This is a genomic window from Mesorhizobium sp. M0587 (assembly GCF_040320945.1).
GTDB lineage: Bacteria > Pseudomonadota > Alphaproteobacteria > Rhizobiales > Rhizobiaceae > Mesorhizobium.
The window spans coordinates 70,158-92,802 of sequence record NZ_JAMYQP010000020.1 but is presented as its reverse complement, the minus strand read 5'-3'; the positions used below and the strand labels follow the sequence as shown (position 1 = coordinate 92,802).

Sequence of the window (22,645 nt, the reverse complement as noted above, 5' to 3'; positions counted from 1 at the left end):
GACCTCAATCAAACATTCAAAACGGGATTGACCCAAGTACGCCCCGGCACTTCCTTGCACAGCGATTTTCCAGAAGCGGGGAGTGAGGACAGCGCTTTCCGCTACTCGCAATAAACGACCATCAGGGCCGTGTTGCGCTCGCCTCGCATGGTTCTTTCTGGCGGAAGCCTGCATTCATAACGCCCTTGAGCTGGCGCGGGGATAGGCACAGCCCACTGAGAGAAAATCAGCGCGCCCTGGCTGCAACCATTCGCCAAGTACCCGGTTCGCCCTCGAACACAGCTTCGACAAGTTTTTCCCCATCGACCCACCCCAGATGCGCCAAGAGTTCGCACGCGATAGAATCTTTGCCGAGACTAATACATCGCTTCACGGTAACCGTCGATCCGGTCCCGTGCATTGAGATATCCCAATTGGATAAGCGAAACAGCTCGCCTTTGGCGGTTTCGTCAGACGGCCGGATGGCCGCACCGAGAGCGGATTCCCTAAGTCCGTTCAATAGGGAAGCGGCCTTTGAGCCTTCACCAAAGTCGAAGCCTTGGCTACCGACGAACGGTGCGGCGTAGATGCCAATAAGGATACCAATCATCATCCCGAGCAGGAAGCTTCGGCCGCCCACGGATCAATAGCCGTTGTCTCGGAGAAACTGGTCGATGGCCGCCTTTATAATCACCGTCATCTTGATGTCGTTGTCGAAGGCGGCCTTTTGCAGTCGCATCTTCGTGTCGTAGTCCAGCGGGCAATTGACGTAGTGCTTGGCTTCTCGCGCGTGCGCTCGTTTGAGGTCGCGCAGGCGATAGCGTCCCTCCTCCTGAGCCAGAGCACGTTCGATCGACTTGCTCTTGCGCTCTTCACCGCCTGGGTTTGGCAGACCGCGCCGCGGCAGTTCCATTGTCGCGTCAGCTTCTGAAACCGGAGCCGCTGTTGGTTCCCGTGCAGGCATTCGCGCCTCTGCCTCTTCCGACAAAGAGGCTGGTTTCATCGCGGCTTTGGATGTGGCTGGCTTCGGCCGTCGCGGAGCGATCGGAAAGTCAGAGACGGACAGTTTGCCTGGCTTAGACATTTCCCACCTTTTCCCGGTTTGTCGCGAGATGGCGATCCAGCTCGGTCACAAACGCCGCGACCTCCGCGCGGCCCTTCATGACCGGGTCGGTCAGCTCGAGCATCTGCAAGGTGCCTAGGCCGTTACGGATTTCGCGGTAGCAATTTCTTTCGGTGAGCTCGGTTTCCATCAGCGTTGATTCATAGCCATTGTCGCGAAGATTGGCGATGAACGGACGGATCAGCCTGTAAGCTTCGAGAACGCGCCCCGGCAGGGCGATGCGCGTCACCACGTTGAGGTGGGGAATCGCGCGCCCCTCCTTGTCGCCAATATCCGCCGTGATGGTGGCGGCTTCGCCGGCCGCCTTGATTTCATCCTGGTTCGGCTGAATTGGCGTCAGCACCAGGTCGGAGTTGCGGATGATCGTATCGCGGATGACGCTGTCGACGCCCGGTGAGTCCATCAGGATTACGTCGTAGACGCCGTGTCGTTCGGCCAGCACAGTTTCAATGCTTCGCTGGGTTGCCGCGCCGTGCAGCTCGATGTTGGCCGGAAGATTGTCCTTGGCGTCACATCGCTTCCACCATTCGGCGAGGTTCTGGCGCGGATCGGCGTCGATCAGAAGAACCTTCTTTCCCTGAATAGCGTACTCGCCGGCAATGAGGATAATGGCTGTCGTCTTCCCGGCGCCGCCTTTGCCGCTGATCGCGCAAATTCTTCGAGGCATGTCTGATCTCCCTCTTTTGGCGCCCCAAAGCCGAACACGGCAGGCCGTCGCCACGCTCATGCCCTCCTCTTGGGCAACTGCATTTCCAAGCGAATGCTTGCGTTCGCATGGCCTTTTTACACGATGCGATCACGCCTCACTATCCCAAGGTGTGATACTTCAATCACATCTTCCTTTCACGTCGGAACGTCATGGCATGTGAACACATCGTGTGAAACTGGAATGTTCGCACGCTGGCGTTGAGCAAACCCTGGAGCCCTCGCCAGTCGACCTCGTTTAGCCAAAGAGGCAGTCAGCGCCGCCGCAGACCTTCCCGGTCCTTTTGTGGTGAACCCCGGAGCCGCGCGAAGGCCGTCTGTGACCCTCGCACGCAGCCGGCCAGGGCGAAGAGCGGAGCGTCCCTTGCGGGCGAGTCCGAGGGGCACACAAAGGCCGACAAAGCGGTCCTGGAGGTGAACCCTGGAGAGCGTTTTAACGTTTGATGGGCAGGGCGAGCTCGTGGTCGCGGTAAAGTCGAGCGAAGTGTCGGCCGCTTGAAAAGTTGGTGTTATTGAGTACAAATTTAACGCCTATTGAGGTGGCAGGATACGGAAAAATGTGCGACATTTTTCCCGACGATCGAGGAACAAGCCCTCGATGCCTGCCGCAAGCGCCAGAGAGAGGGGCCAAAGGCCAATGGACGACGCGAAATTCGAGGTCCGGCTCGAGCCGGACCGGAAGGGTCGAATGGTGCATGCCCGCGTCAGCGCGGACGAATATGCGGAGATCGAAAAGGCTGCCAAAGCGGCCGACATGACGGTTTCGGGATTTTTCCGGTCGCTAATCCTCGAAGGCGCCGGCGTACGACCAATCCTGACTAAGGATGATCGGCTCGTCATGGCGCTGTTGCTGGAGGACATGCGCGCGATCGGCGTCAACCTGAACCAGGTGGCGCGATCAATAAACAGCGGCAAGACCGTTCACCCAAGCGAGATCGACATCAATCTTGGCAACGTGCAGCGCATCCAGGCGGCCGTTTTGACCGAGTTACGGTCGCTGGCGAAGCGCGCCGGCCACAAGCGGCGAGGGGAGGGATAAGGGGTGGAAATCTTCTTCGGCGCCTTTACGAGCGAATGGGAACAGCGCCGCGCGGCGTTGCTGCATGAGCTATCGCTTGGGCCAAAACGCCGATCGTCGGCCGAAGACGAAATGAAGCGTCGATTGAAAGCGATGGCCGCGCTGGGCGGTGGCGGTGGTGCTGGTGGCGGCGGTGGCAGCCAGCCGAAAATGCGGCGGACGGCCGCCAAGTCGATCTTCGCGGCCGAGACGCGGGCAGCAGCAGATGCGTCCCGTCCAATAGAAGCGCGGCTAGCGGCGGTTGCCCAGGGCAGCCAGCCCGCGGTTGTCAAAATGGCATCCTATGGCGCCGGCGCGAGGGTAGGGGCGATGCTGAATTATGTGTCGCGCGGCGGCGAGCTCGCTGTCGAGAACGAGAACGGCGAGCGCATCAGGAGCCGCGAGGATCTAGCGCTGTTGCGGGGAGACTGGAACCATCTGTTCCAGAACCGCGCAGAGAGCCGCGATATCGGCAGCTTCACCGTAGAGATTGCGACTGCGGCGGTTTCGTCAGACGAGGCGATGCATGAGCTGGTCAGGAACAGTTTGACGAGCGCGTTCGGCGATCGACGCTATGCTTACGCCGTTACGCGCCTGGCCGACGGCGCGTTGACGGTTCAAGGAGCGGTGGTACTCAGAAGCGGGCAGGGCGAGCGGCTGACTGGCGACGACAAGGCCGCCAGCATCATTCAAGCGCGATATGACGCGAGTGCGGCCGCTCAGGATGTGGCGGCGCGGTTCTCGTTCCAGGGCTACGGCAACGGTGTCGAGTATGGCGCCAGCAAATTGCGCAGCCTGGTCGAACGTCATGACGGCAACGTTCGCGATGACCGCGGCCAAGTCATCGGTGACGAAAAGCTCGCTGGCGACCTGGTGCAAAAGGAATGGCGCGGTGATCTGCACAGCCGCAAAGGCCGCGACGTGATGCACCTGATCATGTCGGCCCGGGCCGGAACGAATGTCGAGGCGTTTGAAAACGCTGCACGCGACTTCCTTGCCGAGCAGTTCGCCGGCCATCGCTATGTGTTTGCCATGCATGATCCGGCCAATGATCCGAAGGAAGAAGGCGAGGGGGGCAAGCGGCCACATGTCCATGCGCACGCGATCATCACCATGCGATCGGAATCGGGCGATCGGATCGAGACGACCCCTCAGGTGTTTCGAGAGTGGCGGGCCACAATGGCGCGGATGGCTCGGGCGCATGGAATCGCGATGGAGATGACCGATCGCCGCGAGTTCGCCAGTCCGCCCGCCTTCACCCGCAATCAGGTGAGGCCGGTGAGCAGTGAAGGGCGGACCGAGCACGTCGGGACCAGCGAGGCGGCACAGGGACGGTACGATGCCAAGCGGGGCGGACGGCGCAGTCTGGCGAAGGCCGAAAGAAGCCGGGAGTATGCCATAAAGGCAACGCAGAGTTGGCAGAAAATTGCACTCGTCAGCGGTGATCGACGTGTTGTCGCTTATGCAGAGCAGCAGCGGGATCACTTGACAGCAAGCCTCTCGACTGGTCTGGCCGAAGGGAGCGTAAATGTCATCCATGCAGATTTCGGGTCAAAATTCCGCGCCAATCTGGTAACATTGCAGAAAATCGTTTTGGAGGGTCAGGAGATGCGCGAGACAACGCGGGCAGAGTTTGAAGCTTATGAAAAGAAGGTCGAGACGGCTTTGTTCCGGCTAGAGCGGAGCGTCGGTCCGGACGAGCGAGCCGATTTTGATGAAGTCGCGTCTGTTGCTCGCGAGCATGTGAATGGCCGGCGCGAGCTCATAGAGCTTTACGAGATGAAGGGCCAGGCACAGGCGGAGCAGGGAACTGCGACCGGGCGAGACAAAGGCCGGGAGCGTCGAGACGATGCGAATGAACAGTGGGATGCGGCAGCCGCCAAACACGGTAAGGCGGTTGTCGAGGCGGCAAATGACGTTCTTGTGGACATCGAAACCAGTCGCGAGGGTTTGAATAGAATTGAGGCCGGGGAGCTTTCCAACGATCCAAGGGTATTCCGAGCAGATATTGAACGCGGACTGGCTCGCGCGGCAGAGCTTGCCGTCCAGGGCAACACCTATATGCGCGAGGTAGCCGAGAAGGATCCGGAGCTCAAGCGCGCCATCGAGGCGGCAGAGCAGACCCAAGAGCGGCCGGCAGAAGAGCAGGGCAAAACCCCTGCAAATGTCGATGCCGTGATCGAACAGCAGCGAGATCCTCGCCCCGAGGAGGCCGAGCGCCGGCCGGGCGAACCGGCCGAGCAGGCTCACGAACTGGCGTCGACCGTGGATGCTACAAATCGGCTGCAGGATAAGTTAAACAGGGACAAGGAGGCCGCACAACGCGGCGGTGAAACGACGCGGACCGATCCGGCGCAACAGCATATTCCTCGCCTCGAGGAGTTGGAGCGCGAGGAACTAGAAAGAAGGGAACGCGACCGCGACGACCGGGACCGTTAATGGACCATGTTTAATCGACAGGATTACGTTTACCAGAGCAGCGACCCGAAGGGTGACGAGGGGTTTGGCAAGGTATTTGCTATCGTCATCTGTGTCGTTTTCTTCCTGGGTGCATTGCAGGTTGCTTATGAAACGGTGTCTGGCTGGTACCAAAACTTCATGCAGTGGAGCAGCGAAACGCTGGCTTTTTTGGCCGGATTTTGGCCGTTCTGATAGTTGCGGGCCCCTGGCGCTCGAGTCTTATGCAAGGATGAGAAAATGGCAGACGATCCGAACCGGAATCCGACTGCTGACGAAATAGCCGGTATGCAGTGGTGGAATTCACTCACCGAGGCTGAGCGCGCGGACTGGCTGGCCCGGGCGGATTCGGCAGTGCCCGCCGAGGCTTGGGCAGCATATAAACGTCAAGAGCGGCTCACTTTACAGCCTGCTGCGGGGATCCACTAACGACGAAGAAGATAGGCTGCCTTGTGGCAGTCCACTGTACCGATCAGCGCTCGTCCGAGCTGCTTATCGCGCCGGCGGCAGAACGTCGAATAGGCCGGACGCGGCGCTCGTATTTCAACGTCGGTGTAACGGCTGCACGAATTCCGAGAAGTCACCGCGACCCCAGGGCCCAAATGTGCGGCGCCTTTTTTTCTCTTGACGCTTTGGTACGATGCCGCCTTCTTTAGGTAGATCATCATGCTCAAGCCTTTGCTCGATCCCGATGTTGCCGACGTGGCGCCGACGTCTTCGTTCCTGACTTATATCCGTCTTCTCGATGCAGCCGCTGAAAATGCGGACTGGAGGGAGGTCGCCAGGATCGTTCTACATATCGATCCAGAGAAGGAGCCTGAGCGGGCATTCAGGGCTTGGGAGACGCATCTCGCCCGCGCCCGCTGGATGACGACGAACGGCTACAGATATCTTCTGGCAGGCGGTGCGCCGCACTGAACGCTGTTGGACGGCGGTGGCGATGCTGTTAGTTCTAATACGCCTCCATCTCGAAGCGCCATCTTTTTGCGCGGAACAGGCGTCCAATCAGTGATCGTATCGGCATCCACGGCCACCGGCCTTCACGGTCACTATTCTATGGTCCTCGTCCACGCGCGTGACTTCGCCTGTAAGCTGTAGTTTGTCGCCTGGCTTGGCCTTCTTCGGTACAGGGATTGAATAGGGGAACCCGCAGGACGGGATGCTGACGCTGGCCCGTCCGTCATCCAGCAGCTTCAAGACGGTGACGGTTACCGCCACCTCATCGCCGATATTGATGTCTGAGATTTCCCACGCCATTCCATGATTCTGGAGCTGCCTCGGCGGTCGTCAAGATATTGCTAATAAGCAGCGCGCCAAGCTGCAGATTTTTCGCTGAGCTAGAAAGGGCGGCCGGCGCGAATCATGGCGCGCGCAATCGCGAGCTGCGCCTCGACCTTGGCGTTTTCCATTTGCGTCATGTTGTCGGCCGCGATCAGGAGCCGAAGCGAGCGCATGATCTCTCCGCGCGTCCAGCCCGCTTCCAACATGCAATCGACAATCGCCTGGAAGCCTGGCTCCATGGCCTCCTGGCAATCGATCTTGCGATCGGGATATTCATTCTGACTTTTTGGCAGGCTGATCATGTTTTCCCTCAAAGATAGCTTTCGCCGTCGGCGCGATGTTCCAGGCAGAACCAGCGCGATGGTTTCCTCGGCTTAGCGAAACCGAAACCGCCAAACTTACCGCAGCCCGGATGTTCGCAAACGTGGCTTTCAATCGGGCCGTGCGCTCGCAAGGGCTCGGACGTTTCAGGAAGCCGGATTTCGTCGCTCATAGCAGTGCAATCGGTTCGATCATATGTTGGCTATCGTTCGGCTCCCCGTCTTTGACGGTCGCGTTTACGTCCCGGCTCACCCGATAGAATTGCAGTTGGCCATCCAAACTGCCAAGCGACACCCGACCCGGTCGGCAGCTTTGCCAGGATTGTGAAAGACGTTCTTGCCGACTCTGGGGTGAAGCGTCCGCGACCTCAACTCCCCGGAGACGTTCCAGTCCGAAATTAAAGGCCTCGACAACAAGGATCACTGCGCCGGGTGAAGCTGGCGCACCATGGACCGAACCTTGTCCGGATCGATCCGTGCGTCGGCGCGTTTCGAATCCTTGAAGGCAGTGCCGACGATGAAGCCGTTGGCCTGTTCGGCCAGTTTCGCGATGCTCTTGTCGGTCACACCGCTGCCGACGAAGATCGGTACGTCCGCAACGCCCTGCAACGTCGACAGATCCGATTCGTCGATGGACATGCCGGTCGCCGGTCCCGTCACGATCAGCGCGTCGGCATGCGACCTGGATACGAGATCGGCCGCTTCCGCCCGGATCGAAAAGCCGACGGCCAGCGGAGAGGAGTGCTTGATGTCGACGTCGGCGAAGATCTTGATGTCGGCGCCGAACCGCACGCGGTCGCGCAGCAACTCGTAGGCGCGGCCTTCGACCAGTCCCTGGTCGGTGACGCGCGGCGACCCGAGAATGCAGACGCGGATGAATTCGGCCTCGATGGCGTGGGCGACGGCAAGGGCGGCGCGGCCGTCGTTGCGCAGCACGCAGACACCCAGCGGCACATCGTGGCGGTCCCTGATCATGCCGCCGATGCGGCTCATCCAGGCGATGGTCTCGCGCGGAACATTGTCCGGGAAAAACGGTGTGTCGCCGAAATTCTCGATCATGATTGCGTCGACGCCGCCTTCGGCGAGCGCCGCCGCGTCAGCGAGCGCCATTTCGGCGATTCTGCGGCTATCGCCGGCGTATCTGGGCGCGCCGGGCAGCGGCAGCAAATGGATGACGCCGACGATAGGCTTCTTGCCGTCGAAGCCTCTGATATTCATCACCATGACAGGTTCTCTCCCAGTACAAGCACCACTGTACGTCGACAGCGTTCCCGCCGTCGGTGCCGTAGAAATTCTGCCGGCGTTAGTCGCCGGACACTAACACAGTCGAAACAGGTCAGACATCAAAAGAATGGAATTTCGTGCGCCTGACTTTGTTCACCATAAATGATAGCCACACCAGATACTGTGCCATGTCCCGTTTTCGATGGTGTTGCTCCACGATCCGGTGCTAGATTGCTTTGCACATGAATGATGCTGAGAGCGGTCATGGCCGAATACAGGGTTGCATCAGTTTCCGATTTCGAGGACGGTAGCAAGCTGCTGGTCAGCATAGGCGGGACCGAAATTGGCATTTTCAGGCTTGGCGATGCGTTCTATGCCTGGCGCAACGTCTGTCCACATCAGGGCGGGCCAGTGTGCCAGGGGCTCATCTTCAAGCGGGTCATCGAGAATATCGATGCTGACCGTAAGCTTCATGGTCTGCTCTATGACGAGACGGTGCGCCACATAGTCTGCCCATGGCACGGCGCTGAGTTCGACATCCGCACCGGCAGCCACGCCGGCACCAAAAGGCTGGCACTCGATCCGATCGAGGCGGTGGTCCACAATGGGGAGATCGTGCTGCATGTCGATTGAAGGGCGCAACGATCCCTATGCCGAGGCAGAGGCGGCTGCCGAGCGCTTCTGGGCCTTGGCGCGGCAGGCGTTGGACGGCGGCGATGCGGATCGTATCTCCGACGAGGCGGTTCGCCGCGTCATGACCGCAGCGATCAAGCTCTATGCGGCGAAGGCCGATGGCGGCATGCGCACGTTCCGCGCGCTGGTGGGCGGCTATGACGAGGTGGTGACGCCAACCGAAGCGCTGACGGCGACGACCGAGATATTGCGCGCGTTGCGCCTCGGACCGATGGAGTTCGGGCTGTGGTCGCGGCGGCGGCCGGAAGACCATTACCTGACCGATCCCGACAGGTGAGACGATGGACAGCAAAACCGGCCATTCCAGCGACCTCAAGGACATCGATACCTGCACCGACACGCGCGAATATCTGCGTCACGCGCGCCAGCATGCCGAGGCGAACGGCTATTCCGACTGGACCATCGTCGATGTCGATGCCCACCATGTCGAGTCGATATCGTGGAAGGAGATCGTCCGCTACATTGACGATCCGGTGCTGCGCGACCAGGCCGAAGCCTATCACCGCGAACGGGTGGGCTCGCCGCCTTACGGATTGGTCGGCGATTTCGGCATGCGCTACCAGGATTGCGGCGGCCGCATTCCACACCAGTCCGATCAGCGCGAGAGGATCGAGCCGCGGCCGGGCATTCACCGCGATGTCGAACTGACCCGCCGCGCCATGCAAGGGCTGGCGGCTGCCTATATGGTGGTTTTTCCCACCTCGATGCTGATGCTCGGCATGCATCCGCAGCCACACATGGAAGTGGCTCTCGCCCGCGCCTACAATCGCTGGGTCGTCGACACGCTGCTAGCCGGCGACAACGGCATCATCGCCTTGCTCTATTTGCCGTTCAACACGCCGGAGGAAGCTTGCAAGGTGGTAGCGGAGCATGCCGGCAACGACAAGGTTGTTGGCTTCATGGTGACGTCGACCCGCTATAAGCCGGTGCACGCCAACGACTATATGCGGCTCTACCGGATGATCGAGGAGACCGGCAAGCCGATCTGCTTCCACGCCGGCTACCATTGGCAGGACCCGTCGCTGGCGACGATCCCCACCTTCCTCGGCATGCATGCGCTGGGCTTCGTCTGGTGCAACATGGTGCACATGACCAACTGGGTTCTGCAGGGCATTCCCGAGCGGTTCCCGGGCCTGAAGTCGCTATGGGTCGAAAGCGGGCTTGCTTGGATCCCCTTCCTGATGCAGCGCCTCGACGACCAGTTCCTGATGCGCCAGTCGGAGGCGCCGGCGCTTAAGATGCTGCCGTCCGACTATATGCGACAGCATTGCTGGTATTCCAGCCAGCCGATGGAGCGCAGCAACATGAAGGCGCTGGAAGTCACTTTCGAGATGATCGCAGCCGAAACTCAATTGCTGTGGTCCTCGGACTGGCCGCATTTCGATTTCGACACGCCGCGGGTCATCCACGATCTGCCGTTTCTCGGTGAGACCGCCAAGCGCAACATACTGGGCCGCAATGCACAGGCGTTGTTTCGCTTGCCCGACAGGCGTCCGCCTTCCCTGTGACGTCCAGCCACACCCTCAACCTGCCGCGCGGGCCGCCTCGTGGTACCGCCGCACCCGTTCGAGATCCTTGGCGTGCGTGCCCTCCCGGTCGGTCCTGGTCTTGGAATCGACACCCGCCGGCCGCACCAGGCGGATCGCCTCGGCGACATTGTCGGGACCGAGCCCGCCGGCCAGGAACACCGGTATCGAGACGAGCTCGACGATGCGGCGGCTGAGGCTCCAGTCATGGGTGATGCCGAGCGCCCCGACCTTGTTGTCGGCCTGCCGGATGCTGTCCAGCATGAGAATGTCGGCGATGCCGTCATAGCTGCGGGCGACCGCAAGGCTGTCCTCGCCGGAAACGGGTATGCTGCGCATCATCAGGCTCTCCGGCAGCTTCCGCTTCAGCGCCAGAAGATCGGCCGGCGACAACATCTCGGGGCGCGCGCCGAGATGCACGATCGCCGGGCGCAATTCACGCGTCCATGTCTCGATCCGGTCGATATCGCTGCTCAGAAAGAGCGCCGAAAATTTCGACGGCGGCGGGATGGCGGCGATGATCTCGGCCGCCGCGGCGACCGACAGCTCGCGCGGAAACTGCCCCGAGCCGACCTTGGCGCCAATATGATCGACGCCGATCATGGCGACGGCCCGCGCCTCCTCCGGGCCGGAGACTTCATAGATCTGTGTCAACATGGAAGGTTGCCTCTGCCTCCCCCCGGCGCATCTCGTTTCTTTCTCCGAGCAGACTTTGCAACGAACAACAAAGTTCATCCGGTCGACCTGATCGATCGGACGTCGCGCGGGTCACCCGAAAATTTTGACTACCTTTCCTCTCCAAGTGTCAAAGCACGCTAGAGAACCATAAAACAATCGTCAAGAGATTTTCTTTTTAGCATTTCGTAAAATAAGAAGGAACTTTTTGTTGTCGGATATATAGTTGCTGATGCTGCAATTTCGACATAGGGTGTCAGTATCTCGTTTTCACTTCTGTAGCGCAGTCACCAAGAAGGAAGTTTCGATGGGCGCGGCCGCCTCTTCCGCCAATTTCAACTATGGCTATCCGACGCCGGGCCCGCAAAGCCCGACCGGTCAGCAAGTGATGAACAATGACTTCTTCCTGTCCGGGACGCAGTGGAAGAAAGCGCGCGAGGAGGGCATATACGATCTGGTGGTCATCGGGTCGGGTTTTTGCGGCCTGGCGGTGGTGCACAAGGCCCTCGAGCGCGACCCCTTCTGCCGCATCTTGATGATCGAGCGCGGAACGTTCTTCCTTCCCGAGCACTTTCAGAATCTCCCGATCCCGTTCGTCGAGACGATGGGCGGCCTTGCCGAAACCTTTCCCTGGACGCTCTCGAGCATCACCGCCACGGGGCTGGAAGGCGGCTCCATCCGCTGGCAGCACGGCATGGTGCCCTTCTTCGGCGGCCGATCGACGCTGTGGAGCGCCTGGTGCCCGCGGCCGACCACGGAAGAGATGGAAGGCTGGCCGAAAGAGACAATCGCTGCTGCCAGGCGCCATTTCGAGGCGGCTGAAAAGCTGCTGCATGTGCAGCCGGCCAACAAGGTCGATGCGGACGTTGCTCCCGAGATGTTGTTGCGTCTGGCCAAGGAGCGTCCGGTCTACGGCCCGCTTCAGAACCGCATGCAGGCGCTGCTCAAGGAGGCGCCCGGCAAGATTGCCTCGATCTACAGGACCGAGCCGGCGCCGCTGGCGTCGGATGCGCAGTCGGTCGATGGTCTCGATTTCCAGAAGTTCGCGACGCCTGGCGAGGTTCTGGGTCACGTTAGATTGCAAAGCGACCGCGCCAAGGTCGGTCTCGGTGCGCCCTTCCACATTGTCGCGGGCTGCGTGGTCGAGCGGATCGTCCAGCAGTTCGGCGCGGCGACGGCGCTGGAGACGAGCATGGGCGTGCTGCCGCTTGGCGCGGCGAAGCTCATCCTCACCATGGGCTCGCTGCCGGCGGCGACGCTGGTCCGCAACGCGTTCCCGGACAGCGGCCTGGGCGATCGCTTCGCCTCGCATTTCACCTCGTCGATCACGGCGCGGGTGCCACGCAAGGACTTCGACCCCAACGGCGCTTTCCACGGGCTGCAGCTTGGCGCCTGCTATGTGGCGGGCAAGGACGGCAGCTACGCCAGGCAATTCCACATCCAGATCTCGGCGGTCAGCGACCCGGAGCCGGTGAAGAACGCCGGCATCGCGCTGCGCTACATGCCGGACGTGCTGACGACGGCCACGATGGCGCAGCTTCTGACCTCGCGCGATCACGTCATCTACCCTTGCGCGACCCTTGGCGAGCTCGACTGCCACAACCCGCAAACCTGGTACCGGGGCAATCCGGACGATGCCGATCCGACGACCAATTCGCTGCTGCAGGTCGTCGAGAACGCCGGCGACCGTTCCACCTGGGACACCATGGATGAAGCGACATTCCGGACGCTGGAAGATGTGCTCTCGCCAAAGGGGCCGACCCACCTCGAATACTGGCATGGCAGCGCCGATGCCGGCGAGTGGCGCCGGGAACGGCCGAACATCACCGAGCGGCGCAACACCGCGCTGGTGCATGACAGCTCGACCTTGCATATCGGGTCGAGTGAGGATGCGCCGGTCGACCTCGACTACCGGCTGCGCGCGGCAAAGAACATCTATGTCACGGGCGGCGCCTTGTGGCCGAAGGCTGGCTCCTGGAATCCAACCATGACCATGGTCGGTCTTGCCTTCGACCTCGTCGAACGGCTGGTACCTGAGTCCGACCGCAAGAAGGCGAAACGCAAGAGTTGAGAAACGAGTTGCTTGGACCACGATCCCGAACCGAAGGTCCTCGATGGTCAAAAGTGAGTGGATCTAGGTTTCACTTTAGGTGGAATTTGCTCTAGCTGGTTCAGTGGCGAAAGGCGCGTACGCCGGTGAACGCCATCGCAATTCCGGCCGCGTCGGCGGCAGCGATCACGTCGCGGTCGCGCGCAGCACTTCCTTGCTGGATGATCGCGGCGACGCCGGCCGCGGCTGCCGCCTCGACGCTGTCGGGAAATGGAAAGAAGGCGTCCGACGCCAGCACCAGTTGCAACGGCCGGGGTGCGCTCTCGCCGTGTTCAGCCAACGCTAGCTTGACGGCGCCGATCCGGCTGCTTTGTCCGCCACCGATGCCGAGCGTTTGCCGATCGCTGACCAGTACGACGGCGTTCGACTTGACGAACCTGACCACTTGAAAGCCGAACAGCATGTCGTTCAGCTCGAGCGGCGACGGCTGTCTGCTGGTGACGACGCGCAGATCGTCGATCGTCAGCGCCAATTGATCCACATCCTGCATCAAGATGCCGCCGCCGATCGAGCGGAACTCCGTGCAGCCGGGCGCGCCAACCGTGCCATTGACCAGCAGACGCAGATTGGGCTTTGCCGCCAATAGTTGCCGCGCCGCCGGCGTGGCGTCGGGCGCAATGACCACTTCGGTGAACACCTGCGACAGGCGTTCGGCGGTGGCGGCGTCGAGCGGGACATTCAAGCCGACAGTGCCGCCGAAGGCGCTCAACGGATCGGCGGCATGTGCCCTTTGATAGGCTTCGAGGCCAGTTCCTGCCACCGCGACGCCGCACGGAGCCGCATGTTTGACGATGACGGCGGCGGGCTCGGTGAAGCGGCAAGCTAGCGCGAATGCGGCATCCGCGTCGAGAAGATTGACATAGCTGAGCTCCTTGCCCTGCAGTAGCGTCGCCGTCGCCGCGCCGCAGCTCCGCGCGCCGGTCAGATATAGGGCGGCGCGCTGGTGCGGGTTTTCTCCGTAGCGCAGAATCTTGCGACTTGCAGCCGTCAGATGTAGCGCCTCCGCCGCGAAGGGATCGGCATCGCGCGCATACCAAGCGGCGATCGCGGCATCGTGCGCGGCCATCCGTGCAAAAGCCCTGGATGCCAGCGAACGGCGAAGCGAGGCGCTGACGGCGCCTTCGTTTGCGAGCGCGGCGATGACAGGCGCATAGTCTTCCACAGCGGTCATCACCACGACGCCATCGGGGTTCTTGGCGGCGGCGCGAACCATAGCCGGCCCACCGATATCGATCAGGTCCAGGGCACCGGCTTCGTCTTCCGCGGTAGCTTCGAACGGCCGGACGCCGGCAACCAGAAAATCGAAGCGGGCAAAGCGGTTGCTGCGCAATTCGTCATCGTGCTGCGGCCTGTCCGGGCGCGCCAGCAGACCGGCGAAGACGGCAGGATGCAGCGCCTTGACGCGACCGTCGAGGAGCGGGGCGACGCCGGTCAATTCGCCAATGTCGGCGACCCGCATGCCGGCCGCGGCAAGAGTGGCGGCGGTGCCGCCGGTCGAGAACAGCTCGACACCCAGATCCCGAAGGACCCGGGCGATTTCGACCACACCGTCCTTGTTCCAGACCGAAATAATGGCGCGGCGTGGCCTGGGATTGGACATCGGAGGCTTCCTTCCATGCGGCAGCGCTGCGGTTGCCGCTTGAACAATGCCAGTCCATGGACGGCCCGTGGACGAGCCATGAAACGGACTTCATCTAAACTATAAATTGAATATAGCGACGCTTCTTGTTAGTGTCATCATACTGCCTCAATGGAAACGGGAGACGTACGATCCCCAAACGCTGGTCGACCAAAGACCTTCGCGTCGTCGAAGCTCCCAAACCGGGGCGAAGTGGCCGTGGCGCGTTCGTTTTCACTGACGACTACTCTGTCTTTCATTTCAGCAAAATGCCCGACCAGATCCCCGACAAGGGCGAAGTGATCGCTCGCATGGCGGTGGCGACCTTGCGCGAGGCGGCAAAGGCCGGCGTTCCGACCCACCTCATCGCCTTCGACCCGCCGCGCTCGATCAATGTACGGTTGCTCAACGTCCTCGACCCGGCCCGAGACGAACTCCACGAGGGGGACCGCGCCCGCCTGGTCCCGCTGCAGGTGATCTACCGCAACATGTTGCCGCCAGGCGCGTCGGTCTATCGGCGGCTCGCGGCGGGCAATGTGACGCTTGAGGAACTGGGGCTCAAGACGTTACCGGAGGCCAACACTTGGCTGGAGCAGCCGATCATCGAATTCACCACCAAGCTGGAGGAGATCGACAGGTTCATCCCGGCCGACGAAGCGCGCGAGATCGCCAGGCTAGATGCCGGGGATTTTGCCATGGTGCGCGAGCTGACCCTGCACACCAATGCGGTGGTATGCGGCCTTGCCGCGCGAAGCGGTCTCATCTGCGCCGACGGCAAGGTCGAGTTCGGCATCGACGATGACGGCCGGATCATGCTGGTCGACGTCGCCGGCACGCCCGACGAGAACCGCTTCCTGCTCGCCGGCCGACATGTCTCGAAGCAGCCCTTGCGCGACTACTATCTGACGCATGACCTCGAGCGGCAGGTGCAGCAACTGGTGGCGGCCGGCGTGCCGCGCGAAAAATGGGCGAGGCCCGAACGGCTGCCCGCCAACCTGCTGGCCGCGGTCGCCGAAATGTACCGGGCGCTGTGCGAAAGCTGGACGGGCGAGACGGTGTGGGGCGCCCGGCCTCTCGATGAAACGGTGGAAGAGGTCGACCGGGTGTTGATCCGCCATCTGGCGGCGGCATGAGTTGCGGCGCCACGCCGGCGCCCGGCCTCTGCGGCAGCCGAGCTTGGTGACGCCGCGGTTCAGTCTGCCCTCGGTCTCTTCGCGGCGTGATCTGCCTCAAGGGCCTCGATCGCCCGACCGATATCGATCAGCCCGAAGCCGGTGGCCAGATTGGGATAGGGCGGACCCGACGGCGAGCCTTGCGCGGAGGTTCCGATGTCCACCTTGAACGCCGTGCGGGCAAGCATCTCCTTTACCGCTGCCTGGTTGAGCTTCCGGTCGACCTGGCGCAGCAACGCGACCGTGCCCGACACTTGCGCCGAGGCGGCGGACGTGCCGCTGATCACCACCCAGCCGTCGTCGGGAAAGCCGTCGTCGCCATCGGGAAACCGCCTCTCGGCCGAATAGCTGTCGATGATCGATCCGGGCGCGGTCGGCAGAGCGATGTAGACGCCGGCCGGCCACGGCCCGACCAAGCCGCAAAAGTCCGGCACGATCCGCCCGTCGAAAACGACGCTGCGATAGCCGCTGGCGTAGGTCGAGGCGATGATCTGGCCCTGCTCGTTGATATAGGCGCCGCCAACCCCGATGGCTTCGGGAATCTGCGGCGGGAACAGGATCTTTGCGTTGCCGGCGGCAAACACCACCACGCAGCCCTTGGCAATGGCGTCCAGCACCGCCGCCTGAACGGCTCTGTCATAGGCGGCGACAATGCTGCCGTCCGACGGGTTGCCCCAGGCATTCTGGATCACGTCCGGGCGCGGCTTCAGCGCCACCGCTTGCTTGAAGGCGGCCAACGAAGCGTCATCCGTCGTCTTGATCATGGTGACGCGCGCGCGTGGCGCGATGCTGACGATGTTGCCGCAGATCATCGTGCCGTGGCCAAGTGTGTCCACGTCAGGATCGGACGCACCGGGCCCGAGCACCACTGTGATCTCGGCGTTGCGCTGACGGAAAAACGGATGCTCGACATAGCAGCCGGAATCGACCACGGCGACGTGCGTGCCGCAGCCGGTCCAGCCGGCGGCAGCGGCGTTGACGCCGTTGAGAACGACCTGCAAATCGCCCGGTGCCCGCAGATGGAAATAGCCGGCTGGCGGCGGCAGTGGCGGTAGCGTACTGAATTCACTGGGGGCAAGTGCTGCCAGACCGCCGACAAGCACATCGGACGCCGGATCGCCAAGCCGCAGGCAGGTTGCATCGCCCATGCTCGCCACGCCGAAGCTTGCCGTCGGCCGCATCGCGTCGACGCTGACCGTGATGGTGAAATCATTGCGGGCTACGGGCGTAAGCCCGAGCGCGCTCAATGCCCCTTCGGCGGCCGCGAGCTCCACCGGGTTCGCCCGGAACGCTTCGAGATTGTTGGCCGTGGGAAGAGGGCCGTCTTCGAACAGATGGTGCCCATTCGCCAGCCGTGGCGCCGCTTCATAGAAGCTGGCGCGATTGCTCGTATTCGCCATGCCGTTCCTCCTCGGCGCAGTCCGCGTGTTTCTGTAAACTGAAACACAACAAGGCCGCTACATCTTCAGATGCTAAAACAACGCAGAACCCTCATCCACTTGACTGTGGAATATACCATCGATACTTGAGGAACGGTAGTTCACAATCTCCGAAAATCTCCAAGAAGGCCCTGAATTCTCACCTGAGAATTCAGGGAAGGGCAGCTGCCCGATCTTGATTGTTTCCCGGCGGTGTCAGACAACATGTTGCTCCCATGGCGATGGGGCCGCAATCGTTCAGACGTTCCCCGAGAGGACCACCCATGCCGCTGCGAACGGTGACCTGCCTCATCCTGCGTTCCTGCCGGCTGCTGCTGCAGGAACGGCCCGCCGGGCGAATCTGGGCGGGCATGCTCAACGGCCCGGGCGGCAAGATCGAACCTGGTGAGACCGCTGCCGAGGCAGTCGTCCGCGAGGTGCTGGAGGAGACCGGCCTGCGCGTCGTCGATCCTTCGCCGCGCGGATCGCTGACGCTGCTTTTCCCCGCGCCACAATCGCTGGAACTGAGCGTCGAAATTTTCGTCGCCACAGCCCTGGAAGGCGACGCCTTCGAACGGGAGGGGGCGCTGTCGTGGCACGCGCTCGACGCATTGCCTTTCGACAGCATGTGGGCGGACCAGCGCTATTGGCTGACTGCCGTTCTCGACGGCTTCAGCGTCGAAGGCACTGTTTGCTACGAGCTGGACAGCTTGCGTCTCACCCTGTGCGAGCTTGTTCTGCGGCAGCCGGCAACTGCGTGACCTTTGCAGGACCGTTGGCTACCCGCGTGAACCAGTGGCGGCGCACGACGCCGCGGGCCTGAAGCTCGTCGAGCCAGGCGCAGGCGCGCTCCGGTGTCTGTGTGACAGAAAAGCAGACCGGCCCCATGCTGCTCATGCCAATGGCGTCGATGCCATTGTCGCGGGCGTTGGTGACGACGTGATTCAGGTTCTCGTTCTGCAGGGCGATCTGGCGGCCCTTGAAGTAACTTTCGAAGGTGATGGCGTTGAGCGCATTGCAGAATGCTCCATAGTCCTGGTCGAGCACGGCGGGAGCAAGGTTCATCAGCACGATGTGGGCGGTGCGGCGGGTCTCCTCGATCGGGATCGGCAACGTCGACTGGAAGAACTTCAGTTCCGCATCGCCGTGGATGTGTCGCCCGGCCGGCAGGATCATCAGCAGCGGCCAGCTGGGGAAAGCTGCCGAGATCAACACCGGCGGCCGGCGGCCGGCCCCCGCATAGCGGCTCGGCAAGAGATATTTGTTGGGCGCTTCGGCAAAACCCGGCGGCGTTGCGTGGCCGCCATCGACAAGGAAGCCGCCGCGGTCGATCAGGTTGACCGTGCCGCCGGACGTGCCGGCACGCCCGGCGATGCCAGCCAGGCGGTCTGTGGTGACGTCCAGGCCATGGGCGGCCGCGAATGCCTTGCCGATCGACAGCAGGGTGTTGGTCTTGGAGCCGAACCCGGAATGGGTCGGTATGGGGCGATCGACGACGATTCTGACGCGCCCGCCGCCGAGCTCGCGGCGCAGCTTTCCGAGATAGTCGGCAATGTGCTCACGGTACTCCGATCCTGCATCATCGACCTCGACGATGTCGCGGTCGCTCGCGCAGACGCGGCAAGCAAAGCTTGGATCCTCGACCACCATCGACGCCATGCCGTTCTTCCTGCCGGTTGCTCCAGTCAGATCGATCAAGGTAAAGGAGAGGCGGCAGGGCGATTCGATGGCGACTGGCTGGAAGGACATGGCTGGTTTCCCGCGAAATCAGATCTTGATGACGATCGGTTCGTTCAGGCCCTCTGGCGGCCTAAAGTCGAATTCGAGGGCGACCTCGCCACGATCCATGGCGCTGCCCAGCGTGGTCCCTTCGACGCCGCGAAGCTGCAGGGTGATGGTCTCGGCGATCGCCCGCGTCCGCTCGCGAAAACAGTGGGGCGCATAGCGCAGTTCGATGGCGATCCGCAGCGTTATCTTGCCGACGTCGTCGTCACTTGCCTTCACTGCCATGACAGGCAGCGAGCCAATGGTCCGGTCCTTGGCGACTCGCACATTGGCGAACCAATCATAGAGGCGGATGTCGGCGATCGGCGACAGGATTTCGTTCAGCGGCCCTGAGAACAACAGCCATTCGAGTTTGCCGTTCAGCTTGCGGCGGATGGCGTTCTTCTGTTTGCCGAGGAAGCGGAAGGTCATGCTGGACAGGTCGTCACGGCGCGTGCGCCAGACCAGATCGCCGGTGTCGTAGCGGATCAACGGCTGCATCTGTATCCACGGTGCGAGGCCGGTGAGCACTAGGCGGCCGACGCCTTCCTCGACCGGCTTGCCGTCGTCATCGACGACCTCGCCGATGATCTGCGGGTCGAGCACGAATTCCTCGCTCCTGCCGAGACGCGAGGCGCCGCCGACGAATTCAGTCAGCGTGAAACGGTCGTTGAGGATCGCGCCCCAGGCATCGGCCAGGAAGTCGCGCCAATGGCTAGCGACGAGGTTGCCGGTGATGTTGACGGATTGCAGCCCGAACTCGCGCGGGTCGATGCCTTGCTCCATCAGGAAACTGGTGAAGAAGAGGATGTGGTGCTCAAGTCCCGACAGCACCGATATGCGATCGTTGTGGCCGGGAATACGGTACCTGGTTCTGAGCACGCGCACTGCATCGCGGATCAGCGTGTCGTCGGTGACGCCACCATGGAAGGTCTTGCCGAAACCGGGTATCGGCAGCGGCATACCATGGTTGACATTTGGAAACGACAAAGCGAGCGGCATCTTGGTGAACATCTTGCGCAGTGGCGCAAACATGCTGCCGAAATAGTCGCCGATGAAGGCGACTTCCGCATAGGATTTATAGACTTCGAGCGGCGTGCCGGTGGTGCCGGAGCTATGGCATATCTGGCGCAACTCCAACGTGTCGGAAACCATGGATTCGAGGTTTTCGACGACAGTCCTGCGGTCGATCACCGGCAAGGCAGTCAGATCGACGGGGTCGCCTGGTGTGATCGCCGGAAGCTCGGCATAGGCCGAATGCGCCCGATAGTAGGGCGAGTTGGCGCGGGCCTCGCGCAGCGTATAGCGCGCCAGCCAGTCATGCAGACAATTGAGCGTCGCGCGGTGCAAGGCGGATGCGCCGTTGGACCTGTAGAACAGTTCGGGAAGCGCCGTCGCCGATGGTGTCTCGACCATGGACAGGCGGCGTGCGAGTTCGCTGGCATAAGTCTCTGGCGACGGTTTCTTGGATATCGCCGTCATGCGGATCTGACCCCGGGAATCATCAGGCATGTTCGCCTAGTGAAGAAACAAAGATCGAGCAGCCTGCTGAACCCGCCCGCGCACTGAAATTTGCGCATGGCGGACCCCACGGTGCAATAGTTCCGGCCACGGACGACACCGCACGGACAACCAAAGATTTCAGTCGCGTCGGAACGGCCGGCGGTACCCGTCGTGCGTCAAGGGCAAATGCTTGAAATGCTGCAGTAATATTTGGACGTTGCTGATTTGCCATCCTGTGCACGACAAGAAGTCTGTCCGCCGGCCTTCCAATGGCCTGCCTGCTATGACGATTAACGGCTGAACCGGAAGGCTCCTGGTATTCCCGCCTCTGAGGCGGCTTCCGATGCCGCTTCCGACGCTGCCTCGGAAGCGACCTCACTGGCAGCTTCGCTGGCGGCTTCCATCGATGCTTCGGCGGCCGACTCGGCTGACACTTCGGCCGAGACTTCGGACGTCAGGTCCGCCGCCAGCTTCGACGCCGAGGTTTTGTCTATTTTCTGCGCAACCAGAGTGTCAGTAACCCATTTCACCACTTCTTCCATGACTTCCTCCTATGGTAGGCAGAAACAGCATACATCTTCCAGATGTCTCTAGCAACCTGCCGTGATCGCAATAAAATTTTTCTTTTTAAGAAAATAGGCTGTACTTGGAAAATCGACACGAAGTGCAATCGACCTGCGAAGGCGTTGTGTTCATTTGGTTTTCTGTTCTCGATGCTTTTTTAGTATCTACTAATCTTAGCGGGTTTGCGTAAGCACCGGCGTTGCCAACGTAGCTGAAGAATCTGCCGGCAAGGCGGAACCGTGCGCCGGATACCAGAGCCTTGGCGAGGATGATTGCCTTGCCTCGCCAACCACCTGCAACACCCGCGAAACCGGTGGGCGAGATCACCTGGACTTAACGATGAGGGCGGGGGCAGGTTGGGCGACACCCCGGCTGAAATATTTCTCGATGCAGATCAATTATTCATGGAACGGGTTGCACGTGCTAAGATCATCGGCGACGGTATAAATGTTGTCCAAATATCGCAGCTGGTCAGGAGGCACAGATGTTGAGAAGAGTTGTGAGTGAAGGCAGAGGCGTATCGACCGTTTTTGCGCTGCCCTGGCTTGTTGCCAGGGACTGCGGTTTCTTCGAGGAAGAAGGGATAAAGGTCGAGTTTCGCGAAAACCGTCAGCGACAGGCATTGCCGCTGACATCGATGGATCCGAACCAAGTGGATTCCATCCGCACCCATTCGCCGTTCGAGGACGGCGAGGTCAACATCTACCGGGCCTGCGAATGGGGTCAGATCCGTCGAGCCTTCGACAGCCGGCGTGGCGGCAAGGTGATCGGCAAGCGTTCTTCGGTTGCGGTCATGGCGATCGTTTCGGCGCCCGGCTCACGCTACACCTATCCGCAGACGCTGAGGAATGCGCCGATCTCGGTCAGCTACCACAACGGCAACCACTACGCGACGCTGCAAATGCTCGAAGGCTTTCTGCAGCGCTCTGAAATCGAAGTGATCGGCCAGCATCACGTCGACGGCTACAAGGCGGTGCAGAATGGCGAGGTCGCTGCTATCGCGTTGACCGAACCCTGGCTGACTGTCGCCGAGAAGCAAGGGTTTCAGAAGATCATCGAGACGCATTATTCCGGATCAGAGATTGCCGGTCCCGAGATCGACGACGAAACCTATGCCGCCTTGCGGCGCGCCGAGATCAAGGCGGTCCATGTCATAAACAAGGACAAGAGGAAGTGGCTGCATTATCTCGTCGAGGCGCTGCCCGAGGATGTGCGCGGCACGATCACGCCGGACGACTTCTATCTTCCCCGCCTGCGGTTCGTCAAGCCGGAACCCTATACTCGCGATGAGTTCGAGCGCGCCTACGCATGGATGCAAAGCTGGGATCTGATTGCCGGCGGCGCTTCCTATGACGACGTTGTCGACAACCGCATCGCCGCGAGCGAACTCAGAACCTGACCGCAGCGAAAACTGCGTAGTCACGCTCCTGCACAATGGCCGCCGGGTGCATTGTCC

The 22,645-nt window shown here is 61.5% G+C and carries 25 protein-coding genes; 12 read left to right on the top strand and 13 right to left on the bottom strand.

The window, feature by feature from the left end; translation table 11 throughout:
• Positions 1–226 precede the first annotated feature (226 nt).
• The 3 genes from NKI49_RS19145 to NKI49_RS19135 form a co-directional block, all read right to left on the bottom strand.
• Entirely contained in the window at positions 227–619 is a 393-nt protein-coding gene (locus NKI49_RS19145) for a hypothetical protein (protein WP_352606500.1), read from the bottom strand.
• A gap of 3 nt (positions 620–622) precedes the next feature.
• A complete protein-coding gene (locus NKI49_RS19140) occupies positions 623–892 on the bottom strand; it encodes a hypothetical protein (protein WP_352606498.1) in 270 nt (89 codons plus the stop codon).
• Positions 893–1,055: 163 nt separating this feature from the next.
• Complete coding sequence (locus NKI49_RS19135) at positions 1,056–1,769, bottom strand: ParA family protein (protein WP_352606526.1); 714 nt, start codon at positions 1,767–1,769, stop codon at positions 1,056–1,058.
• Positions 1,770–2,444: 675 nt separating this feature from the next.
• Here NKI49_RS19135 and NKI49_RS19130 point away from each other — a divergent pair.
• The 5 genes from NKI49_RS19130 to NKI49_RS19110 all read left to right on the top strand — a co-directional run bounded on the left by NKI49_RS19130 (position 2,445) and on the right by NKI49_RS19110 (position 6,239).
• Positions 2,445–2,846 carry a MobC family plasmid mobilization relaxosome protein gene (locus tag NKI49_RS19130; protein WP_352695716.1) on the top strand — a complete coding sequence of 134 codons (402 nt, stop codon included), beginning with the start codon at positions 2,445–2,447 and terminating at the stop codon, positions 2,844–2,846.
• A gap of 3 nt (positions 2,847–2,849) precedes the next feature.
• Entirely contained in the window at positions 2,850–5,303 is a 2,454-nt protein-coding gene (locus NKI49_RS19125; RefSeq protein WP_352606496.1) for a relaxase/mobilization nuclease domain-containing protein, read from the top strand.
• A 6-nt stretch (positions 5,304–5,309) separates the two neighbouring features.
• Positions 5,310–5,516, top strand: coding sequence for a hypothetical protein (locus NKI49_RS19120; protein WP_352606494.1), 207 nt, complete (start codon positions 5,310–5,312; stop codon positions 5,514–5,516).
• A 45-nt stretch (positions 5,517–5,561) separates the two neighbouring features.
• Positions 5,562–5,750, top strand: a complete 189-nt coding sequence (locus tag NKI49_RS19115; RefSeq protein ID WP_352606492.1) for a hypothetical protein — start codon at positions 5,562–5,564, stop codon at positions 5,748–5,750.
• A gap of 237 nt (positions 5,751–5,987) precedes the next feature.
• A complete protein-coding gene (locus tag NKI49_RS19110) occupies positions 5,988–6,239 on the top strand; it encodes a DUF2285 domain-containing protein (protein ID WP_352606490.1) in 252 nt (83 codons plus the stop codon).
• Between the two features lie 87 nt (positions 6,240–6,326).
• Here NKI49_RS19110 and NKI49_RS19105 read toward each other — a convergent pair whose 3' ends face one another.
• The 4 genes from NKI49_RS19105 to NKI49_RS19090 form a co-directional block, all read right to left on the bottom strand.
• Positions 6,327–6,578, bottom strand: a complete 252-nt coding sequence (locus tag NKI49_RS19105; protein ID WP_352606488.1) for a hypothetical protein — start codon at positions 6,576–6,578, stop codon at positions 6,327–6,329.
• An 80-nt stretch (positions 6,579–6,658) separates the two neighbouring features.
• Positions 6,659–6,904, bottom strand: coding sequence for a hypothetical protein (locus NKI49_RS19100; protein ID WP_352606486.1), 246 nt, complete (start codon positions 6,902–6,904; stop codon positions 6,659–6,661).
• An 8-nt stretch (positions 6,905–6,912) separates the two neighbouring features.
• Positions 6,913–7,095: a hypothetical protein gene (locus NKI49_RS19095; protein ID WP_352606484.1), complete on the bottom strand. Its 183-nt coding sequence runs from the start codon at positions 7,093–7,095 to the stop codon at positions 6,913–6,915.
• A 247-nt stretch (positions 7,096–7,342) separates the two neighbouring features.
• On the bottom strand, positions 7,343–8,146 hold the full coding sequence (locus NKI49_RS19090; RefSeq protein ID WP_352606482.1) for a BtpA/SgcQ family protein: 804 nt from the start codon (positions 8,144–8,146) through the stop codon (positions 7,343–7,345).
• Positions 8,147–8,410: 264 nt separating this feature from the next.
• On the opposite strand from NKI49_RS19090, the gene NKI49_RS19085 reads away from it, so the two are divergent.
• Genes NKI49_RS19085 through NKI49_RS19075 form a run of 3 tightly spaced genes read left to right on the top strand, consistent with a single transcriptional unit; the run spans position 8,411 to position 10,347 of the window.
• Positions 8,411–8,779, top strand: coding sequence for a Rieske (2Fe-2S) protein (locus NKI49_RS19085; RefSeq protein WP_352606480.1), 369 nt, complete (start codon positions 8,411–8,413; stop codon positions 8,777–8,779).
• Complete coding sequence (locus NKI49_RS19080) at positions 8,769–9,116, top strand: hypothetical protein (RefSeq protein ID WP_352606478.1); 348 nt, start codon at positions 8,769–8,771, stop codon at positions 9,114–9,116. The genes NKI49_RS19085 and NKI49_RS19080 overlap by 11 nt, the downstream gene beginning before the upstream one ends.
• A gap of 4 nt (positions 9,117–9,120) precedes the next feature.
• Positions 9,121–10,347, top strand: a complete 1,227-nt coding sequence (locus NKI49_RS19075) for an amidohydrolase family protein (protein ID WP_352606476.1) — start codon at positions 9,121–9,123, stop codon at positions 10,345–10,347.
• Between the two features lie 15 nt (positions 10,348–10,362).
• On the opposite strand, the gene NKI49_RS19070 is transcribed toward NKI49_RS19075, so the two are convergent.
• Positions 10,363–11,022, bottom strand: a complete 660-nt coding sequence (locus NKI49_RS19070) for a phosphoribosylanthranilate isomerase (RefSeq protein WP_352606474.1) — start codon at positions 11,020–11,022, stop codon at positions 10,363–10,365.
• 325 nt (positions 11,023–11,347) lie between these two features.
• Between NKI49_RS19070 and NKI49_RS19065 the strand changes: the two genes are divergently transcribed.
• Complete coding sequence (locus NKI49_RS19065; RefSeq protein ID WP_352606472.1) at positions 11,348–13,111, top strand: GMC oxidoreductase; 1,764 nt, start codon at positions 11,348–11,350, stop codon at positions 13,109–13,111.
• Positions 13,112–13,211: 100 nt separating this feature from the next.
• On the opposite strand, the gene purH is transcribed toward NKI49_RS19065, so the two are convergent.
• Positions 13,212–14,750: a bifunctional phosphoribosylaminoimidazolecarboxamide formyltransferase/IMP cyclohydrolase gene (gene purH / locus NKI49_RS19060; protein WP_352606470.1), complete on the bottom strand. Its 1,539-nt coding sequence runs from the start codon at positions 14,748–14,750 to the stop codon at positions 13,212–13,214.
• Between the two features lie 131 nt (positions 14,751–14,881).
• Between purH and NKI49_RS19055 the strand changes: the two genes are divergently transcribed.
• Entirely contained in the window at positions 14,882–15,901 is a 1,020-nt protein-coding gene (locus NKI49_RS19055) for a phosphoribosylaminoimidazolesuccinocarboxamide synthase (RefSeq protein WP_352606524.1), read from the top strand.
• A 59-nt stretch (positions 15,902–15,960) separates the two neighbouring features.
• Here NKI49_RS19055 and NKI49_RS19050 read toward each other — a convergent pair whose 3' ends face one another.
• On the bottom strand, positions 15,961–17,340 hold the full coding sequence (locus tag NKI49_RS19050) for a S8 family serine peptidase (protein ID WP_352606468.1): 1,380 nt from the start codon (positions 17,338–17,340) through the stop codon (positions 15,961–15,963).
• Positions 17,341–17,642: 302 nt separating this feature from the next.
• Between NKI49_RS19050 and NKI49_RS19045 the strand changes: the two genes are divergently transcribed.
• Positions 17,643–18,119, top strand: a complete 477-nt coding sequence (locus NKI49_RS19045) for an NUDIX domain-containing protein (RefSeq protein ID WP_352606466.1) — start codon at positions 17,643–17,645, stop codon at positions 18,117–18,119.
• On the opposite strand, the gene NKI49_RS19040 is transcribed toward NKI49_RS19045, so the two are convergent.
• The 3 genes from NKI49_RS19040 to NKI49_RS19030 form a co-directional block, all read right to left on the bottom strand.
• A complete protein-coding gene (locus NKI49_RS19040) occupies positions 18,076–19,107 on the bottom strand; it encodes a beta-ribofuranosylaminobenzene 5'-phosphate synthase family protein (protein WP_352606464.1) in 1,032 nt (343 codons plus the stop codon). The two genes, NKI49_RS19045 and NKI49_RS19040, sit on opposite strands and share 44 nt — an antisense overlap.
• Positions 19,108–19,125: 18 nt before the next feature.
• The gene (locus tag NKI49_RS19035) at positions 19,126–20,604 is read right to left on the bottom strand and encodes a phenylacetate--CoA ligase family protein (RefSeq protein WP_352695715.1); all 1,479 of its coding nucleotides are present in this window, start codon (positions 20,602–20,604) and stop codon (positions 19,126–19,128) included.
• Positions 20,605–20,915: 311 nt separating this feature from the next.
• On the bottom strand, positions 20,916–21,167 hold the full coding sequence (locus NKI49_RS19030) for a hypothetical protein (RefSeq protein WP_352606460.1): 252 nt from the start codon (positions 21,165–21,167) through the stop codon (positions 20,916–20,918).
• 506 nt (positions 21,168–21,673) lie between these two features.
• Between NKI49_RS19030 and NKI49_RS19025 the strand changes: the two genes are divergently transcribed.
• Positions 21,674–22,588, top strand: coding sequence for an ABC transporter substrate-binding protein (locus tag NKI49_RS19025; RefSeq protein WP_352606458.1), 915 nt, complete (start codon positions 21,674–21,676; stop codon positions 22,586–22,588).
• Positions 22,589–22,645: the final 57 nt, after the last annotated feature.

What these genes read in the sequence shown, in the direction of transcription:
- NKI49_RS19140 (WP_352606498.1), bottom strand. Translation starts at nt 892, where the DNA reads ATGGAACTGCCGCGGCGCGGTCTGCCAAACCCAGGCGGTGAAGAGCGC.
- NKI49_RS19135 (WP_352606526.1), bottom strand. Translation starts at nt 1,769, where the DNA reads ATGCCTCGAAGAATTTGCGCGATCAGCGGCAAAGGCGGCGCCGGGAAG.
- NKI49_RS19130 (WP_352695716.1), top strand. Translation starts at nt 2,445, where the DNA reads ATGGACGACGCGAAATTCGAGGTCCGGCTCGAGCCGGACCGGAAGGGT.
- NKI49_RS19120 (WP_352606494.1), top strand. Translation starts at nt 5,310, where the DNA reads ATGTTTAATCGACAGGATTACGTTTACCAGAGCAGCGACCCGAAGGGT.
- NKI49_RS19115 (WP_352606492.1), top strand. Translation starts at nt 5,562, where the DNA reads ATGGCAGACGATCCGAACCGGAATCCGACTGCTGACGAAATAGCCGGT.
- NKI49_RS19110 (WP_352606490.1), top strand. Translation starts at nt 5,988, where the DNA reads ATGCTCAAGCCTTTGCTCGATCCCGATGTTGCCGACGTGGCGCCGACG.
- NKI49_RS19105 (WP_352606488.1), bottom strand. Translation starts at nt 6,578, where the DNA reads ATGGCGTGGGAAATCTCAGACATCAATATCGGCGATGAGGTGGCGGTA.
- NKI49_RS19100 (WP_352606486.1), bottom strand. Translation starts at nt 6,904, where the DNA reads ATGATCAGCCTGCCAAAAAGTCAGAATGAATATCCCGATCGCAAGATC.
- NKI49_RS19095 (WP_352606484.1), bottom strand. Translation starts at nt 7,095, where the DNA reads ATGAGCGACGAAATCCGGCTTCCTGAAACGTCCGAGCCCTTGCGAGCG.
- NKI49_RS19090 (WP_352606482.1), bottom strand. Translation starts at nt 8,146, where the DNA reads ATGGTGATGAATATCAGAGGCTTCGACGGCAAGAAGCCTATCGTCGGC.
- NKI49_RS19085 (WP_352606480.1), top strand. Translation starts at nt 8,411, where the DNA reads ATGGCCGAATACAGGGTTGCATCAGTTTCCGATTTCGAGGACGGTAGC.
- NKI49_RS19080 (WP_352606478.1), top strand. Translation starts at nt 8,769, where the DNA reads ATGTCGATTGAAGGGCGCAACGATCCCTATGCCGAGGCAGAGGCGGCT.
- NKI49_RS19075 (WP_352606476.1), top strand. Translation starts at nt 9,121, where the DNA reads ATGGACAGCAAAACCGGCCATTCCAGCGACCTCAAGGACATCGATACC.
- NKI49_RS19070 (WP_352606474.1), bottom strand. Translation starts at nt 11,022, where the DNA reads ATGTTGACACAGATCTATGAAGTCTCCGGCCCGGAGGAGGCGCGGGCC.
- NKI49_RS19065 (WP_352606472.1), top strand. Translation starts at nt 11,348, where the DNA reads ATGGGCGCGGCCGCCTCTTCCGCCAATTTCAACTATGGCTATCCGACG.
- purH (WP_352606470.1), bottom strand. Translation starts at nt 14,750, where the DNA reads ATGTCCAATCCCAGGCCACGCCGCGCCATTATTTCGGTCTGGAACAAG.
- NKI49_RS19050 (WP_352606468.1), bottom strand. Translation starts at nt 17,340, where the DNA reads ATGGCGAATACGAGCAATCGCGCCAGCTTCTATGAAGCGGCGCCACGG.
- NKI49_RS19045 (WP_352606466.1), top strand. Translation starts at nt 17,643, where the DNA reads ATGCCGCTGCGAACGGTGACCTGCCTCATCCTGCGTTCCTGCCGGCTG.
- NKI49_RS19040 (WP_352606464.1), bottom strand. Translation starts at nt 19,107, where the DNA reads ATGTCCTTCCAGCCAGTCGCCATCGAATCGCCCTGCCGCCTCTCCTTT.
- NKI49_RS19035 (WP_352695715.1), bottom strand. Translation starts at nt 20,604, where the DNA reads ATGACGGCGATATCCAAGAAACCGTCGCCAGAGACTTATGCCAGCGAA.
- NKI49_RS19030 (WP_352606460.1), bottom strand. Translation starts at nt 21,167, where the DNA reads ATGGAAGAAGTGGTGAAATGGGTTACTGACACTCTGGTTGCGCAGAAA.
- NKI49_RS19025 (WP_352606458.1), top strand. Translation starts at nt 21,674, where the DNA reads ATGTTGAGAAGAGTTGTGAGTGAAGGCAGAGGCGTATCGACCGTTTTT.